The organism is Microbulbifer sp. CnH-101-G, assembly GCF_052466775.1.
In genome coordinates this window covers 633,448-649,335 of sequence record NZ_CP174292.1, presented here as the reverse complement: position 1 = coordinate 649,335, position 15,888 = coordinate 633,448, and the positions used below count along the sequence as shown (strand labels likewise).

Annotated in this window: 15 protein-coding genes; 4 read left to right on the top strand and 11 right to left on the bottom strand. The window is 50.9% G+C overall.

What is annotated here, in order from left to right; genetic code table 11:
- Positions 1-124 precede the first annotated feature (124 nt).
- Both ACJJID_RS03030 and ACJJID_RS03025 read right to left on the bottom strand, forming a co-directional pair.
- Positions 125-769, bottom strand: a complete 645-nt coding sequence (locus tag ACJJID_RS03030) for a hypothetical protein (RefSeq protein ID WP_444921429.1) — start codon at positions 767-769, stop codon at positions 125-127.
- Between the two features lie 248 nt (positions 770-1,017).
- Positions 1,018-1,389, bottom strand: coding sequence for a YybH family protein (locus tag ACJJID_RS03025; protein WP_444921428.1), 372 nt, complete (start codon positions 1,387-1,389; stop codon positions 1,018-1,020).
- 112 nt (positions 1,390-1,501) lie between these two features.
- On the opposite strand from ACJJID_RS03025, the gene ACJJID_RS03020 reads away from it, so the two are divergent.
- On the top strand, positions 1,502-2,380 hold the full coding sequence (locus ACJJID_RS03020) for a LysR family transcriptional regulator (protein ID WP_444921427.1): 879 nt from the start codon (positions 1,502-1,504) through the stop codon (positions 2,378-2,380).
- A 106-nt stretch (positions 2,381-2,486) separates the two neighbouring features.
- On the opposite strand, the gene ACJJID_RS03015 is transcribed toward ACJJID_RS03020, so the two are convergent.
- The gene (locus ACJJID_RS03015) at positions 2,487-3,527 is read right to left on the bottom strand and encodes a helix-turn-helix domain-containing protein (RefSeq protein ID WP_444921426.1); all 1,041 of its coding nucleotides are present in this window, start codon (positions 3,525-3,527) and stop codon (positions 2,487-2,489) included.
- A gap of 555 nt (positions 3,528-4,082) precedes the next feature.
- Here ACJJID_RS03015 and ACJJID_RS03010 point away from each other — a divergent pair.
- Positions 4,083-4,586: a nuclear transport factor 2 family protein gene (locus tag ACJJID_RS03010; protein WP_444921425.1), complete on the top strand. Its 504-nt coding sequence runs from the start codon at positions 4,083-4,085 to the stop codon at positions 4,584-4,586.
- Between the two features lie 61 nt (positions 4,587-4,647).
- On the opposite strand, the gene ACJJID_RS03005 is transcribed toward ACJJID_RS03010, so the two are convergent.
- From ACJJID_RS03005 to ACJJID_RS02995, 3 genes are all read right to left on the bottom strand, one after another.
- A complete protein-coding gene (locus ACJJID_RS03005; protein ID WP_444921424.1) occupies positions 4,648-5,259 on the bottom strand; it encodes an NUDIX hydrolase in 612 nt (203 codons plus the stop codon).
- 127 nt (positions 5,260-5,386) lie between these two features.
- Complete coding sequence (locus ACJJID_RS03000) at positions 5,387-8,536, bottom strand: efflux RND transporter permease subunit (RefSeq protein WP_444921423.1); 3,150 nt, start codon at positions 8,534-8,536, stop codon at positions 5,387-5,389.
- A 32-nt stretch (positions 8,537-8,568) separates the two neighbouring features.
- Positions 8,569-9,891 carry an efflux RND transporter periplasmic adaptor subunit gene (locus tag ACJJID_RS02995; protein ID WP_444921422.1) on the bottom strand — a complete coding sequence of 441 codons (1,323 nt, stop codon included), beginning with the start codon at positions 9,889-9,891 and terminating at the stop codon, positions 8,569-8,571.
- 111 nt (positions 9,892-10,002) lie between these two features.
- On the opposite strand from ACJJID_RS02995, the gene ACJJID_RS02990 reads away from it, so the two are divergent.
- Positions 10,003-10,542, top strand: coding sequence for an NUDIX hydrolase (locus tag ACJJID_RS02990; protein ID WP_152452328.1), 540 nt, complete (start codon positions 10,003-10,005; stop codon positions 10,540-10,542).
- A gap of 94 nt (positions 10,543-10,636) precedes the next feature.
- Positions 10,637-11,167, top strand: a complete 531-nt coding sequence (locus tag ACJJID_RS02985) for a hypothetical protein (protein ID WP_444921421.1) — start codon at positions 10,637-10,639, stop codon at positions 11,165-11,167.
- Positions 11,168-11,210: 43 nt separating this feature from the next.
- Here ACJJID_RS02985 and ACJJID_RS02980 read toward each other — a convergent pair whose 3' ends face one another.
- The 5 genes from ACJJID_RS02980 to nhaA all read right to left on the bottom strand — a co-directional run bounded on the left by ACJJID_RS02980 (position 11,211) and on the right by nhaA (position 15,874).
- A complete protein-coding gene (locus ACJJID_RS02980; protein WP_444921420.1) occupies positions 11,211-11,540 on the bottom strand; it encodes an NGG1p interacting factor NIF3 in 330 nt (109 codons plus the stop codon).
- A gap of 80 nt (positions 11,541-11,620) precedes the next feature.
- The gene (trxA, locus tag ACJJID_RS02975; protein ID WP_152452334.1) at positions 11,621-12,475 is read right to left on the bottom strand and encodes a thioredoxin; all 855 of its coding nucleotides are present in this window, start codon (positions 12,473-12,475) and stop codon (positions 11,621-11,623) included.
- Between the two features lie 39 nt (positions 12,476-12,514).
- Positions 12,515-12,895, bottom strand: coding sequence for an MmcQ/YjbR family DNA-binding protein (locus tag ACJJID_RS02970; protein ID WP_444922598.1), 381 nt, complete (start codon positions 12,893-12,895; stop codon positions 12,515-12,517).
- Positions 12,896-12,904: 9 nt separating this feature from the next.
- The gene (locus tag ACJJID_RS02965) at positions 12,905-14,275 is read right to left on the bottom strand and encodes a hypothetical protein (RefSeq protein ID WP_444921419.1); all 1,371 of its coding nucleotides are present in this window, start codon (positions 14,273-14,275) and stop codon (positions 12,905-12,907) included.
- A gap of 105 nt (positions 14,276-14,380) precedes the next feature.
- The gene (nhaA, locus tag ACJJID_RS02960; RefSeq protein WP_444921418.1) at positions 14,381-15,874 is read right to left on the bottom strand and encodes a Na+/H+ antiporter NhaA; all 1,494 of its coding nucleotides are present in this window, start codon (positions 15,872-15,874) and stop codon (positions 14,381-14,383) included.
- Between the last annotated feature and the right edge of the window lie 14 nt (positions 15,875-15,888).

Here is a 15,888-nt window from a genome sequence, read left to right as displayed (position 1 = left end):
GAGACTGAGAAAAGCGCTTCAATTACGCATTTGTCGTGCACTTAGTGCAGCGAGTAAAAACACATTGATGACCTGCACCACTCCCTGCACAAAGCTGCAATGTATCGATGTCGAAATAAAAGAATTAATATGCTTTAGCTCCAGCTCTGGCTATCCATGCCTTACACGCACCACAAGGAGGTCTTCTATCTGATTTCCCTTTGTGCTTATTGGGCTGACGAGCTGCAAAGATACTGTTTCTGATAGATTGGCTGTTTTCTCCTGATCTACGTCGCTGGCTGAATGCCCTTCTCAGGCAGTCTACCTCAGCACAGGTTCGACCAAAGATATATCGGTCCACATCCAGTTCTGCCGGAATAGTGTTCCAAATCGTATTCGGTATATATCCTCGACTGGTTCCATTTCCCGTTGATCCTTCAAACCACTGTTCTAATACGCTGTCGTACATGACCGCTACCATACTCGGTGTGTTCGAACCATTTCCGCCACGATCCCTGGCTAGTGTTCTAACTTTATTGACGGCCTGATTCCCCAAATTTTGGGCAGAGCCAGCCTTAGGTACTGTCTGAATATATTTGACATATTTTTGGCAGTGCAACATTGGCCGGTGCTTAGGGGCTATCCCCTTGTAGATAGGACCAAACTGACTGATAACATTGTGGGCATGGTAATAGGCATGCTCCATCACCGGAGGAGGCAGCGGAGAACCATTTTCGACCACAAAAATACCACACTTATTACACTGAAATTTATGATGATATTCTGGCATCTTGTATATCCTTTACTTTAACGCAGTTTAATTAAAAAATTGTTCTTTTTGACTATCAAAGAAAGCTGCACACCCTTAAATTGAAAAGGCACTTTTTAGTCGAGGGTAGATCTATTTTTGTTACATTAAATACCTATAAAAATCTACCTATTAAAATTGATTAAAAATTCTTGACTAATGAGCATTGGCGGTACAGCTTATTCAAAGCGTAAATCTAAAAAAAAGTAGAAGTATTGATACTGTTACTTTCAGCTTGGTTCTATAGCCTCAAAGTTGTCCTCGCGCAGGCGCATGGTTCCATCCTCTTGCAGAACCCAGAGTTCCCGAGTGATAACTCCTTGCGCATTGTTCATCTTCCACTTACTGGTCAGAACTGTTGAGGAACCATCAATTACCTCAATCTCGGTATCCTGATAAGCCACATCAGAGAATCCCTGAGCCACTAGGTTTTGCCAGAAAGCTTTTATCTGCTCCCGGCCTAGAAATACCCCAAACGGCTTGGCATTCATTTGAGCACTCTGTTCATACATTGAAGCGCAGCCCTCAGCATTCCCTTGATTAAAAAATGACTTCCACTGCTCGCTGGCAACAATAGTTTTCTCAATAAGTAGTTTGTTCATATCCGACTCCTTAATAAAAGCTTGATTATTAATTTACATAAGCATATTGCCCTAACGCACCGCCTGTGATAAACCCACATTCAATCATAATAGTGTTTAGTGAAATTAAACTATGAAACCCAGCCTAGAAGACATGCAGATATTTTTAGCCGTAGTAGAGGCCCGAAGCTTTACTGCCGCAGCAGACAAGCTGGTACGTACCAAGTCGGCAATTAGCCAGGCAGTAACTAGATTGGAGGAAGATCTCGGCACAAGGCTGCTCTATCGGAGCACCCGCTCGCTTTCACTGACGGAGACAGGAGCCCAATTCTACGCTCACTGTCGCGAAATCCGGGATATCTACAACACCGCCTTGGACGATTTAAAAAGTAGTAACAAGGAACTCTCGGGCATACTGACAATCACAGCTCCCCACGCGCTCTGCGAGCCGGTTATAGTCCCTGCAATTAGGCAGCTTAGCGATCAGCATCCACTACTGGGGGTTCGTTTACTGGCAAATGATGCCCCAATGGATTTGATTGACTCACAAGTTGACTTGGCAATTCGGGTAGGCAACTTGGATATGCAATCTGCCAAAGTGTCAAAGCTAGGCATACTTCGGGAAAGCCTCTATGCGAGCAGAGGATATATAGAGCAACAGGGAGGAATACCTGAAGATCTTACCGAATTACACAACTGGCAACATATCATCAATGATTGGCAAGGCACCCCGGTGAAATATCAGCTGGGCAGTAAAAAAGAGATTCGAGTCATTCCTAAGATACGCTGTAACTCACCACATGACATTCTGCAAATGACAGCGATGGGTTTAGGAGTTGCGAGACTGCCAGACATTGTTGCAGCAAAATTGGTTAGGGAAGATTCTCTAAGACAGTTAGCCACAATAGCTTCAACCCCTGTTCACTATATGCACCTTTTCTCTAAAAGGCCTCCACCAAAGGTTCAGCACTTCACCAAGATTTTGAGAACATTAATGTCATCTTATCACTAGCTTCCGAGTTACCTTCTACTGAGGGGCTATCAAGCACCGGTAGAATTTTAGAGTTAGGATCCGATAAAGATTCACTATGAATGCGAAGAAAAAACTACCGATAGGATCAATTTTCAAGTGCCAACGTTTTTCCCCGCTCCACAAAAGAGCGTTTTAAAAATTCAGAGGCGCTAACACCCAGCTCCTCTCTGAAGGCCCGTGAGAACTGGCTGGTACCGTTAAATCCGCAGTTGAATGCCACCTGTAAAATACTGGCATCGCGCCCGGCAGCCAACAACTGGGCCGACGCTGCCTCCACTCTGGCACGCCGTAGCACGTTGATATATGAGGTATTGTGATAACGCATTGCTCGATGTAGATAAGAGGGAGAGATGTCCAATGAAGTGGCCAACTGGTGAGCGGACAAGTCTGCGTCACAGCAGTATTTTTGAATGAGCCGACAGACTTGATGAAAAATAGCATTTAAGCGACTCGGAGTTTCCGCCTCCGCCTGTAAATTACCGCGACTCTCCTGGATACAGGCAATGATCAGCTCCGCAATCGGATTAAATAGTATCTCTGGAGAGGCAAAAGTGCATTGCTGCTTGGCCTGGGGAAACAATAAAAGATAATTGCGCAACAAAAGCCCCGGCCCACTACTGCCATCAATTTCCAGGGGACGGTTATCTTCGGGACCCGAACGAAACTTTTCAAGCTTATTACGTGGAATACGGCATAACATCGAACGGCTCTCATGCACCAGATCATGGGTAATTGTCTGTGCCAAATCTACCAGATAGAGGCCGCCTGAATTCATCGGAGTAAAAAAGTTACCACGCTGAATGGCGCCTCGTCCCGACAACAAATAAATTAACGTATAATTCGCATAGCCATCACTTAAATGATTAATTGATCGTCGAAAAGAGTTCCCAGAGAAACAAGCACGGGCAAAAGAATCGCTGGTATCAGGATTGGCAGAAACTGCAAACTCTCCAAAGTACTCGCGACTGTGATGGGACTTAAGCAGCAATTCACAACGGTAGGGCAGACTGGCTTCCATCAGCTCTTTCCAGCGACGCCAACGCTCTTTGGGCGGAAAATTCTCAGTCTTCGCCACCCAATCAAAAAACGGGTTCTTGGGTCCTTCCTGTATAAACTCATTCTGCATGGCACGCTTATCCTTAAGCTGTCCATTTAGGGCATTAAGCAAGAATAATATATTTTTTTGGATTTACTCTAAGACTTAAAAGTGGCTCTTTATGGGCTTTCTTTTAACCACACCTCCATTATCTAGATATCTCTCATCCAAAACTTACCCGCCCAAACCTACTTCACTTAAATTTCTTTAACTATAAATCAAATTTCAGAGGAATTTCACAAACCCAAAACAATCAATTAAATAATCTTACCGACGTGTCACTTTCATCCCCACAATTGATAAAACCAATATTCCAATTTGGAATTCCAATAATATTCCTGCTTCAAAAACCAGATGACGCAACCCCTGAACGATTTAACCTTTATAAAAAGGGCTGTTCATCAACATAAGACCGACACCTATGAGAAGGAAGTTTGGTGATAAAAAATGACAACAAAGACTAAAGCTGTATCAAATACACTTATATTTAGGTTGAAGAGGGTTCTTGCGGTAGATATCCCCTGAACCCTGCAGTGAAAGCTAGTTTCATTTACCCCCCCTCATATCAAGCTCCAGGTTAGAACGATGAATGATATTCAATTATGCAAGGACCGATTTGCAATTAGTGACCTGCTCGCTCGTTACACCTTAACCATTGATAACCGTGATGCCCATGGCTGGGCGTCACTATTTACCCCTGACGGCCGCTTCGAGCATGGCAATCGTGTAATCCAAGGCAGGGAAAAACTAGAGCGCTATGCAGTTATCCACAGCAAACTGGGAAGCCGACATATCACCTGCTCGCCGCTACATCATATTTCGGAAGATGGAGAATCTGCCTCAGGCAGAGCGACCACCGTGTTTATCTTAGCGACTCGGTCTGGTTATCGAGTTGCTGTAGCCGCAGAGTACCGGGATGAGCTGGTCAAGGTGGATGGCAGTTGGTTATTTCAACGCCGACGTGGTGATGTGGCTAAGCTACCGGAAGATCCTGACTTTCCAATGGTCACTGCGGATCCCGACACGCGTGATTATATAAGTCTGCTAGAGGATGCTTGGAAGGATCTGGGTGAACTGATATCAGATTAAATCAGCCAAGTTGGCAGGAACCAAAACATCCTAAACTTTAAAGTGCTCGTCCAGAACAGGTCTAATTCAATGTCCTCAATGGCACATCATCCCTGCGTCCAATAGGAGCACCCAGTATTTTTACCAGAAATTCGGTTAACACTCCGGCGGTAAAACCCCAGATTTCGTAGTCACCAAACTGATAAGCAGGCAAATAAATAGGCTGGTCATCAATAGTGACCCGATCTGTGCGGATGCGGGGATCGGCGAGAAAAAACGACAAGGGCACACGAAAAATTGCGTCCAGCTCGCCAGGATTTGGGCTGAGATGGGTGTCCGGTGGAATGACTCCCACCCAAGGCGTTACATGTACCTGCCAACGCGTGGTGCGGGGCCACAGGGGGCCAAGCATACGCACTTGGCTCATGGGAAGAGCCACTTCCTCTTCCGCCTCGCGCAAGGCCGTGTACTGCAAAGAGGGATCGGTGGCATCCCAGCGCCCACCGGGCAGGGAAACCTCTCCGGAGTGGGTCGAGAGCGTATCGGCGCGCTTGGTCAGTACTACATGGGGGTCCGGCTCTTCGGTGAGTGCAATCAACACGGCGGCATGGCCATACAATTCCGACCCTGTTGGGACACCAGCCTCCAATTCCTCAATCTGCTGGGAAATTTTTTTCTCAATAATCGATATCATATACACTTGCCTTGCCTCCTTACTGCGAAGGCTCCCTAACTTTCATCATACTAATTCCCGGCGATAACACCGAGTTGTATGCCGCAATTTCCATTTGCGACTCCCGGCCAGTTAATGCCCCTCTACCCTAGCTGCATCCTGCTGGGTCTGAGGGGTATAACCCCCTTTTGAGCTTCTCTCTAATCGCCTGCACCAGCGCGTAGTACACCGGCACCAATAGAGTGGCAAACAAACTGGCTGCCAGCATACCGCCAAATACCACCAAACCCAGTGAGATACGGCTCACAGCACCGGCACCTGTAGCCACCAATAACGGTATCACCCCAAGAATAAAAGACATTGCCGTCATCAATACTGCCCGGAAACGCAAGCGGGTGGCGGAGATCGCAGATTCGGCAATGGATTTGCCTTTATCGCGCTCTACACATGCAAATTCCACAATCAGAATGGCGCTCTTCGCCGCCATACCAATTAACAATACCAGACCGATCTGGGTATAGAGATTATTAATGGAGCCGGCCAGCCACACCACCAACATGGCACCGCAAATAGCAATAGGCACACACAAAAGCACGGCGAAGGGGATACTCCAACTCTCATACTGGGCTACAAGAAACAGGTACACAAAGACAATGGCCAGACTGAACAGGATAGGAGCCAGATTGCCCGAGGTAACCTCCTGCAAACTGATCCCGGTCCATTCATAGCCGTAACCCTCAGGCAGCCTGGAAGCCAGCTCCTCCATAGTATCCATGGCCTGGCCACTGGAATAACCGGGCGCCGGGGCACCGTTGATTGTCACACTGTTATAGAGGTTATAGCGGGTGATGGTTTGCGGAGCCACAACAGGTTCAATAGTGGAAACGGAAGTGATCGGTACCAAGCCACCACTATTGGCGCGCACATAAAAGCCCGCCAGGTTTTGTTCATCATCGCGAAACTGCGCATCCGCCTGGGCGATAACGCGAAACACTTTGCCGTATAAATTAAAATCATTAATGTAATAGCCACCCAGAAATGTCTGCAATGTGGAGTAAACCTCCGGCAGTGGCACGCCAAGCACATGGGCCTTTTCCTTGTCGATTTTTAATTCCAGTTGCGGTGTAGATGCCTGAAAACTGGTAAAAGCCTGGGAGATTTCCGTACGCTGATTAGCAGCGCCCAGCAAATCAAATAAAACCTGGGATAACTCCGTAATACTGCGCCCTTGCAAGTCCTCCAATACAAACTCAAAACCTCCCACAGTGCCGATACCCGGCAGGGGGGGAATGGCAAATGGCATAATTTGCGCATTGGGGATCTGCGCCAGTTTTTTCTGCACCCGCTGCATAATGGCGAACTGATGGTCCTCTTTATTGGGGCGATCATTCCAGGGTTTTAATACGGCAAACATCATGGCGGTATTGGAGGAGACACTACTGGTAAGCAGGTTGTAACCGGGCACCCCCACCACATGAGCCATGGCGGGCTCTTCCAACAATATATCCGTTACCTGGTTCACAACCGGTCCAGTGCGCTCGAGGGAGGAGCCATCCGGTAGCTGCACATGCAGCATAAAAGTGCCCTGGTCCTCATCGGGAATAAACCCTGTAGGAATACTGCTAAATAACCAGAAGGCCAGCAGGAAAATACCAATAATCGAGATAATTCCCATCAAAGGGATTTTTACGCAGGCTTTTACCATGCCTACATAGAAATTGGTGGAGCGATGCAGCCCGCGGTTGAAAAAACCAAAAATGCCGGTCTCTGTAACCCCGGCTATTTCACCTTCCTTTCCCGCTTTGAGAATACTGGCGCATAGTGCCGGGCTCAGGGTTAGCGCATTGAGGGAGGAGATCGCTACCGACATGGAAATGGTAACGGCGAATTGCTGGTACATTTTCCCGGTGATACCCGGCATCAGCATGACCGGTACGAAGACCGCAAATAGCACTAAAGTAGTGGCAATTACCGGGCCGGTGACTTCGCGCATGGACTGCAGTGCAGCCTCTTTTGGCGTCAGTCCTTCAGCCATTAACCGCTGGGTGTTTTCCACCACAATAATTGCATCGTCCACCACAATGCCAATTGCCAGGATCAGGGCAAATAAGGTGATGGTATTAATGGTCATGCCAAAGGCCAGCATCAGGGCAAAAGTGCCCACCAGAGAGACTGGAATAGCAATGGCGGGGATCAGGGTGGAACGCCAATCCTGTAAAAATAGAAAGACCACCGCGATGACCAGAATCAGGGCGATAAAGAGTGTCTGCACAACCTCCTTGATAGAGGCCTGTACAAACAGGGTGGTGTCGTAGAGAATCTCCGCCTTCAAGCCATCAGGAAAACGTTGGGATAACTCCTTGACCTTGGCTTTTATACGCTCGGCCACATCGATCGCATTGGCTTCTGGCAGCTGGTAAACACCAATTACCGCCGACGCCTGGTTATCCAGTTGCCCATAGGAGGAATAGGACTCACTGCCCAATTCCACTCGCGCCACATCTTTCACCTTAACCATGGCGCCATCGGGCTTGGCACGGATAGTAATATCCTCAAACTCCTTGGGATCCACCAAGCGACCCTGCACCAGGATGTTGTATTGAAATTGCTGATCCTTGCGGATAGGAGGCGAGCCGATTTGCCCCGCGGCCACCTGCACATTTTGCGCCTGTACCGCGCTTATGACGTCCTGGGTGGTGACATCCAGCGAGGCCATCCGGTTCGGGTCCAACCACAGGCGCATGGCGTAATTGCGCGAACCAAAAATCACTACGCTGCTCACCCCCAATACGCGCGCCAATTCATCCTTTAAATAAATTTCCGCGTAATTAGCCAGGAAAAGCTCATCGAATTTTTGGTCCGGGGAAAATAGGTTCACAACCAGAAGCAAAGTGGTGCTCTGCTTGGACACTACTACGCCATCGCGCTTCACATCCTCTGGCAACTGCGGCGTTGCCTGTTCTACACGGTTCTGTACATTGACCTGGGCGATATCATCGTCATAGCCGGACTTAAACGTTACCGTAAGGCTGTAAGAACCGTCGTTGCCACTAGTGGAAGACATATATTCCATACCCTCCACCCCATTTACCTGGGATTCGATGGGCACGGCAACACTATCGCGCACGACTTCAGCACTGGCTCCAGCGTAATTGGCAGCAACATTAATAGTGGCCGGAGTAATTTCCGGAAATTGGGCCACGGGTAACAATGGCAGTGAGAGGATACCCGCGAGGGAGATCAGTATAGAGATGACAAAGGCGAAGCGGGGCCGCCGTATACAAAAGGCACTGATCATAAAAGCGCTAAGTGCCCCGCGCCCCGGGCGGGCTACTTGTAATCATCCACTTCTCCCTCGTATCGGTGACGTTCACTCTCCTTTCCAGCATCAGGTGCACTTTCAGGAAGTTCCAGGTCGTCAGGCAAAAGCGTCCCCTGCCCAGTGCCAATAGGCTGTTTAGAACTCGGCTTCTTCGCAGGCTGGCCGCCGCCAAGTGCGGGCTCCGCCGGCTTTTCTGTCACGTCGTAGGGATCGCGCGGGGTGTTCTGAGGCGTGACCGGTTTGCCCGCAACAACCCGCTGCAGGCCGTTGACGATTACCGACTCACCGGTAACCAGTCCGTGATTGACCGCCCACAACTCGCCCTCCCGCTGTCCCAGGGTGACATAACGCTTTTCCGCGATATTTTTCTTGCCCAGCACGAAGAGATAGCGCCCCTGCATGTCCTCCATCACTGCCGATTGCGGCACCAACGGCTTAAGCGCCTCGCTGCCGGCATACAAACGGATGGAGACCCGTGCAAACTGCCCCTGTACCAATAAGCTGCCCGGGTTGGGAAAAAGCGCGCGTACAGCGACAGAGCCGGTATTTGGGTCTATCTGGTTGTCGATAAATACAATCCGCCCCTCGTAGGGGTAATAGTTGCCATCCGGCAGCTCTATGCGCACATCCAGCTTCGTAGGGGGCAGCCCCTCCCTGCGGCGTCGCTCTGCATCCACCTGCACGGCGTAGAGCTGATTCTCGGGAACTTCAAACAGTACATAGATCGGGTCCATCTTGACGATGGTGGTGAGTGGGTCCGAGTTGGGCCCCACCAGAGAACCCTCGGTATATTGTGTGCGACCAATACGGCCGGTAAGTGGCGCATAAATCTTTGTGTAAGAGAGATCCAGCCGAGCACTTTCCACTTTGGCACGATCGGCATCTACCTGGGACTTGGCCTCTTCGAAAGTGCCCAGCAGTTCATCCATCTGTACTTGGCTGATGGCCCCCGTAGCCACCAATTTACGACCACGGCGATAATTGCGTTCTGCGATGCGTAGAGAGGCCTCGGCACGCTCCAGGTTAGCGCTCTGGTTATCCAACTCGGCGATAAACGGGCGTGGGTCTATTTCAAATAACAGTCGCCCCTCTTTGACGGTTTCCCCTTCCCTGAAATCACGACTCTGGATATAACCTTCCACACGGGGACGCACCTTAAACTCATCGGTGGCCTCCACACGGCCGACAAATTCAAAGCGCGGAATGACAGGCTGCTCACGCACCACCAACACCTCTACTGGTGGCGGTGGTGGTGCCTTTTCTTCATCGTCTTTGCCGCCACAGGCCGACAAAACGATCACTATAAGCCCAAAAAATAAAATACGCGCCATAGTGAAGCTGGCACCGCCTTATGAACTTCAACATCTTTAACACCTTTAACAACTATAGGCGTCAAAAAGCTGGAAGCTGGCGCTGGAATCTTGCATAGGTATACTGACGTCATGAAATTCTGTAGCCAATGCGGCAGCAATGCCGTCACATTTTCCATCCCCAAAGGGGATGACCGCCCACGCCACCTATGTGGCAATTGCGGCACCATTCACTACATCAACCCCCGTGTGATCGTCGGCGTTTTGCCTTATTTGGAAGACCGGGTCCTACTGTGCAAACGTGCCATTGAGCCACGCCTTGGGCTTTGGACCCTGCCAGCCGGTTTCATGGAAAACGGGGAAACCAGTGAAGAGGGAGCTCTGAGGGAATCTTGGGAGGAGGCTCGCGCCAGTATTCGTGTGGATGAACTCTATTCGATTTACGACATTCCCCATATCAATCAGGTCTACCTGATGTATCGCGGAGAACTCACCGATACCAATTTTGGTCCAGGGCCTGAGTCATTAGAAGTGTCGCTATTTCGGCAGGAGGAAATTCCCTGGGATGAAATCGCCTTCCCGATTATGCACAAGACCCTAAAGCACTATTTCGCCGACACCCAACAGGGGCAATACCAGCTGCACCGCGGTGTTATTTCACGAAAACTTTAGTCGCAAGAGCCGCATTGCAATTACCGCACTGAGCAGGGGCGCAGGTTGAGAGAAGAATCCCCTGTCCGCCAATGATTATTAAAAGGATGTTCCGATGAAATACGCCTACATGCTTGCTGTCCTGCTATTGGTGGGGGTGGGCTTGCCCATGATTATTCCTGGCCCTGACGGCAAGCCGATAATGTCTCCCCAAGACTGGCTTCCAGATCAACAAACCCTGGACTCAGTCCGCCAGCAGGGCCAACGCGCCTTTCAGGCGGTGAGCGACAGCACACAGAAATCGGCCGAGCAATTGGAAACCCTAGTGGAATCCAGTGGCCTTTTGCCGGAAGAGCAAAACAAGCCGACAAGGGAAGTATTCAGCTGGCAGGACAATGAAGGTAATTGGCACTTCTCCGATTCGATACCCGAGGGAATGGATGCCGATGTGCGTATCCACCAGGTAAAACCCATCAATACCCTGCCCGCCAGCCAGACCGTTAGCGATATGCAGCCGCAAGAGCCCCAAGCGCAACTCCTGCAGGAAAATAGCGGAAGCGAAAACCAAATCACTCAACTTTTAAAAGAAGTTCAGGCACTAAAAGAAAAGAGCCAGCAACGCCAACAGGCACTGGATAACCTCTAAAACCCTCTCATGCGAATAGCAGGATATCGCTCATATCCTGCTTTTAGAGGTTTTTACCGCCACAACGGCTATCCAGGCGCCAGAGATCGAAAGCCGGCTCTTCATAGGGATGCGCCTGGTAAAGGGCCTCAAGGGCCGCATCTACAGACTCATCGGCACACACCATTTCAACCCGATATTCCTCCACTTGTTCTACCTGCCCTGATTCGCCAATAAATGGCTGGCTACCCTCTAAAGGACGAAATTGGCCAACACCCAAAACCTGCCAGCAACAACTGTCGTAATCTCCAATTCTGCCGGCCCCAGCGTCAAACAGGGCTCGTTTCACAACTTCCAGATGCGTTGCGGGTATATAGACGCAGAGCTTATGCATTCCGGTTATTCACTTTTTAAAGGTGGATAAAGCAAAGGGGCCGTCAGGGCCCCTTTGCAGTGCAATACGATTGAAACGCTTTAGAACAACAACGTCATCAGTTTGCGCTGATATTGGGTGGCGATAGGGTCGCCGGCACCCAAGCTTTTCACGATATCGAGAAATGCCTGCTTGGCCGCACCATCGGCAAAATTCATATCCTTGCGCAGGATATCCAGCAACAGCTCCAAGGCTTCCTGATGGCGGTTGGCCTGACTGTACTGCACCGCCAGCTTATAGGCAGAATCGTAATCTTGCGGGTTTTGCTCCAAGGCTTTTTGCAGCGCCTGTATTTCCGGTGTATCCGCCGCCTTTTGCTTCAGTTCCAACTGAGCCATTAAGCGCTGGTATTCCGCATCCTGATCCGCCAGAAGGATTTTACCGAGCACCGTTTCCGCTTCCTGTGCGCGGTTTTGATCGAGTAATAACGCCGCCAACTGCTTGGCGATATCCACCCGCTCGGAGGATTCGGTATACGCCTGGCGCAACAACGGCAGGGCTTCATCCACTTTACCCTCACCGATCAGGGCTTGGGCCTGCTGCAATTTGATATCCCAGGGTTTTGGCAGATATTTATCGAGCATTTCGCGGATCTGGCTTTCCGGCTGCGCTCCGGCAAAGCCATCCACCGGCTGCCCCTCTTTAAGCAGCATGACTGTGGGCAGGCTGCGCACCCCCAACTGGCCAGCAATCATCTGCTCGGTGTCGGCATTCACTTTGGCCAAAAGAAACTGGCCCGCGTATTCATTCGCTAGCTTTTCCAAAACCGGCATTAACTGTTTGCACGGTTCGCACCAATCGGCCCAAAAATCCACCAGGACCGGGCGATTCATGGATTCTTCGATGAGTACCTGCTGGGCGTTTTCTGCCGTTACATCGACAATAAAATCGTTCACAAACTCTCCTGAGTAATGTCTTGCTATTCTGCTGTTGTTCTAGCGGTAGAGGGTATCCGTGCCATAGGCCAGCTCAAGGGATTCCCGCTCAACTTTGCGCAGCCCCTTTACCACCAGGCCATAGGAGCGATCCGCCATCCGCTCAATTTCATAATCCGGCACTGTGCCATCGAGCAATACAGTATTCCAGTGCTTCTTGTTCATATGGTAACCCGGTAACACACCGGGAAAGATATCCCGCAGGGCCTGGGCCTCATCGGGATCGCACTTCAAATTGGTGGCATCTACTTCGCGATAGCGGCTGAGAGTGGCGAACATACGTCCCTTGATCTTGTACACCGCAACCTCTGGACCAAAAGGGAGATCTTCTATCACTTCGGGCCGGGCGAGTAGATAACTTCTCAGTTCCGCTCTTTGCATCATTGGGTCCTACCAATCCAGCGAGGAGGGTAAGCGCGGCGAAGACAACAGCTTAGCGAAGCGCTGCCAGCGCTCTTCTGCGCTGTTGGTATCCCGCTCCACATAATCCGCCACCAACTTCTTGCCCCAGTTGTAATTAATCACATAGGCACCGTAGGCATCGACAAAATCTTTGCGCTGTTTTGCCTTAGCCGGGCTCATCAGAGTGTATTTTTCAAAAAGTGCCGCCACTTGATCAGCGGCAATTTCACCATCGATATACTGGCGCGCAATTTCATTGCCGGCAAAACTGAGCTTATCCACCAGAGCCATCACCCGGTCATATTTCTGCGCACTTTGCGGGTCCAGTCCGGCGAGGGGATAGAGTACTTCCATCTCGAAGCGAGTTTTCTCCTCTCCGGGGAAGGCTAAATCGATACCGTAGTTGGCGCTGCCCTCGGCAATTAGAGATTGGGGGCTGAACAGCGGGTATACGCTGTATTCCACCCAGCGGCGCTCTTTGACCAGAGTCTGCTCCAACAGAGCGTTATAAGTGTGATGGCCCGGGTAGCCCTCATGGCAGCCCAGGTCGATAGCGCGATCAATGGTGATCGGCAAACCGTGATTCACCTGTATCAGGCTATGCGCACCCCCTTGATACCAGTTGTAACCGCTCCAGGGTTTGTCACTGACATACTCCAGGGCAAAATTTTCATCCTGCGGCAACGGGATATACTGCTTGGTACGCAGGCGACACTCTGCAATCGCCGCATCAAAAACCCCCTGGAGCTTATCCGCAGGAATTTCATACTGCTGTCGAAACGCCTGCACTCGCGCACTCAGAGGCTCCTCTCCGGGCAACAGTTCATTCAACTCCTGCAAAAGCGGGTCGAAACTGGAGAAATCCTGCCTGGGGGGCTCGGTGTCATAGAGCTCGCGGGCTTCTTTGGCAAAGTTGCGTTCGCTTTCGCCAGCAAGGCTGCGAGCGTGTGCCACTAGTGCAGCCAGCTGAGTTCGCAGGTAGTGCAGGCGCAGACCGTCAAGGGAACCATCCGCCACGCCCTCCCCGGCTAGCTGAGCGATCAGGGCGCTACCGCGTTTGGCAATATCCGCCGGGCTGGCCTGGCTCTGCTCCGCCTGCGCTCGCCACTGCGCCGGGCCATAATAGGCATCGACGTAACTCTTGTCGTGATTACCCAATTCCAGCACCAGGGCAACATAGTCCCTGGCCACAGTGCCCATCGCTATATCCCCTTTCCCTTTTTCTGCGGCCGATACCGCCTCGACACCTGTCGCTTTCTGCAACTTTGCCTCCTGGGATGATTTGCCCTCACAGGCTGCAAGGAATAATGGTGCGGCCAGTATAGGCAGCAGGCGCACCGCCTTTACCACTCGTTTCATTATTGTTTCTCTTAGAATTGATTTCTTATTTCTTAATTTACCGGGCTGGCAACTTAGGGAAACCAGGCCCCCTCCCAAAATGGTGGGGGCTGCCGGGTAAGAGCCTCAGCTCTGGCGACCAGGATTTTCCTGGGTGGAGTCATCTCCCTTCTCGGTGCTCTCCGGCTGGTCCCCGCTATCCTCCCCTTGCTCGACGTCCTCATCATCTGCCTGGGCATCAAACTCCTCAGAAACCGGCGCAGCACGCAGTACCAGGAAGCCAGCGATACCGGCAATTACGGAGGCAATCAAAATGCCCGCCTTAGCCTGAATCAGCAGGTCACCCTGGCCGCTAAAGGCCAGCTCGGAGATAAAGATCGACATGGTAAAACCGATACCGCCGAGCAGTGCCACACCGACAATGTGCTGGAAACTGGCCAGCTTGGGCAACTTGCCCAAGCCCAATTTCCAACCGATCCAGGTGGCGCCCACAATCCCAATGAGTTTACCGAACACCAGGCCAGCGATAACCCCGAGGGTCACGGGATTGAACACTGCAGCGGAGCTGGTAAAGCTGTCGAAGGGAATTCCCGCATTGGCCAGGGCAAAGATCGGGATTACCAGGAAGCCCACGGGAATGTGCAGGCGGGTTTCCATGCGCTGCAAGGGAGATTGCGCCAGGTTTACACCATTGCCTAACGCCATAACCCGCGCGCGCAGGGCATCGTTGGCAATAATTTTGTCACCGGGGCGAAAACAGCGGTCGAAACTTCGGATAATATCTTTTACAAAAGTACTAAAGGCCACCGGATCGTATTTAGGTTTGGCCGGCAGCGCCATGGCGGTAATGACACCCGCGATGGTGGCATGTACCCCAGCCAGATAAAACTCATACCACAACAGAATTCCCACGAACACATAAGCGGGGGAGTTGCGCACACCTGCGGCCTTAAGCAACCACATAATCACGATCAGACAACCCGCAGCGATAAGCGCCGCCACATTGACCTGTTCGGTGTACCAGATGGCTATTACCAGGATGGCACCCAGGTCGTCCACAATCGCCAGCGCAACCAGAAAAGTTACCACGGCACGGGGAACCCGGTTGCCCAGTAGCGCAATACAACCCACAGCAAAAGCGATATCCGTCGCCATGGGAATACCCCAGCCACGTTCCGCCTCGCCACCGGCATTAAAAGCCGCATATATCAATGCCGGCACCACCATGCCGCCGATAGCCGCCATCACCGGGAGAACCGCCTGACGTAAATCGGACAACTCCCCCACCATAAATTCGCGTTTTAATTCCAATCCCACCAGGAAAAAGAAGATCGCCATCAGGCCATCATTAATCCAATGGTGCAGAGATAAAGAAAACTCCCAATCCCCTGCATTTAAGCTAATGGGCATATGTAGTAGGTGCTTATAGGCATCTTCCAGAGGGGAATTTGCGATAATCAACGCCGCCAGTGCGGAGAGCATGAGTAAAATGCCACTGCTGCTTTGTCGATGGATAAACTCTTCGAAAGGTGTCACCAGGCGCCCAAATGCCTCTTCTAAAGGCGCCTCAAAAACCTTTCCTTTGCGAATCTTGAACTTGTTCAGAACGCTTTTTGCCATCGACAAACATCCTC

Coding starts and splice junctions, on each gene's coding strand:
- ACJJID_RS03030 (WP_444921429.1), bottom strand. CDS start 769: ATGCCAGAATATCATCATAAATTTCAGTGTAATAAGTGTGGTATTTTT.
- ACJJID_RS03025 (WP_444921428.1), bottom strand. CDS start 1,389: ATGAACAAACTACTTATTGAGAAAACTATTGTTGCCAGCGAGCAGTGG.
- ACJJID_RS03020 (WP_444921427.1), top strand. CDS start 1,502: ATGAAACCCAGCCTAGAAGACATGCAGATATTTTTAGCCGTAGTAGAG.
- ACJJID_RS03015 (WP_444921426.1), bottom strand. CDS start 3,527: ATGCAGAATGAGTTTATACAGGAAGGACCCAAGAACCCGTTTTTTGAT.
- ACJJID_RS03010 (WP_444921425.1), top strand. CDS start 4,083: ATGAATGATATTCAATTATGCAAGGACCGATTTGCAATTAGTGACCTG.
- ACJJID_RS03005 (WP_444921424.1), bottom strand. CDS start 5,259: ATGATATCGATTATTGAGAAAAAAATTTCCCAGCAGATTGAGGAATTG.
- ACJJID_RS03000 (WP_444921423.1), bottom strand. CDS start 8,536: ATGATCAGTGCCTTTTGTATACGGCGGCCCCGCTTCGCCTTTGTCATC.
- ACJJID_RS02995 (WP_444921422.1), bottom strand. CDS start 9,891: ATGGCGCGTATTTTATTTTTTGGGCTTATAGTGATCGTTTTGTCGGCC.
- ACJJID_RS02990 (WP_152452328.1), top strand. CDS start 10,003: ATGAAATTCTGTAGCCAATGCGGCAGCAATGCCGTCACATTTTCCATC.
- ACJJID_RS02985 (WP_444921421.1), top strand. CDS start 10,637: ATGAAATACGCCTACATGCTTGCTGTCCTGCTATTGGTGGGGGTGGGC.
- ACJJID_RS02980 (WP_444921420.1), bottom strand. CDS start 11,540: ATGCATAAGCTCTGCGTCTATATACCCGCAACGCATCTGGAAGTTGTG.
- ACJJID_RS02970 (WP_444922598.1), bottom strand. CDS start 12,895: ATGCAAAGAGCGGAACTGAGAAGTTATCTACTCGCCCGGCCCGAAGTG.
- ACJJID_RS02965 (WP_444921419.1), bottom strand. CDS start 14,275: ATGAAACGAGTGGTAAAGGCGGTGCGCCTGCTGCCTATACTGGCCGCA.
- nhaA (WP_444921418.1), bottom strand. CDS start 15,874: ATGGCAAAAAGCGTTCTGAACAAGTTCAAGATTCGCAAAGGAAAGGTT.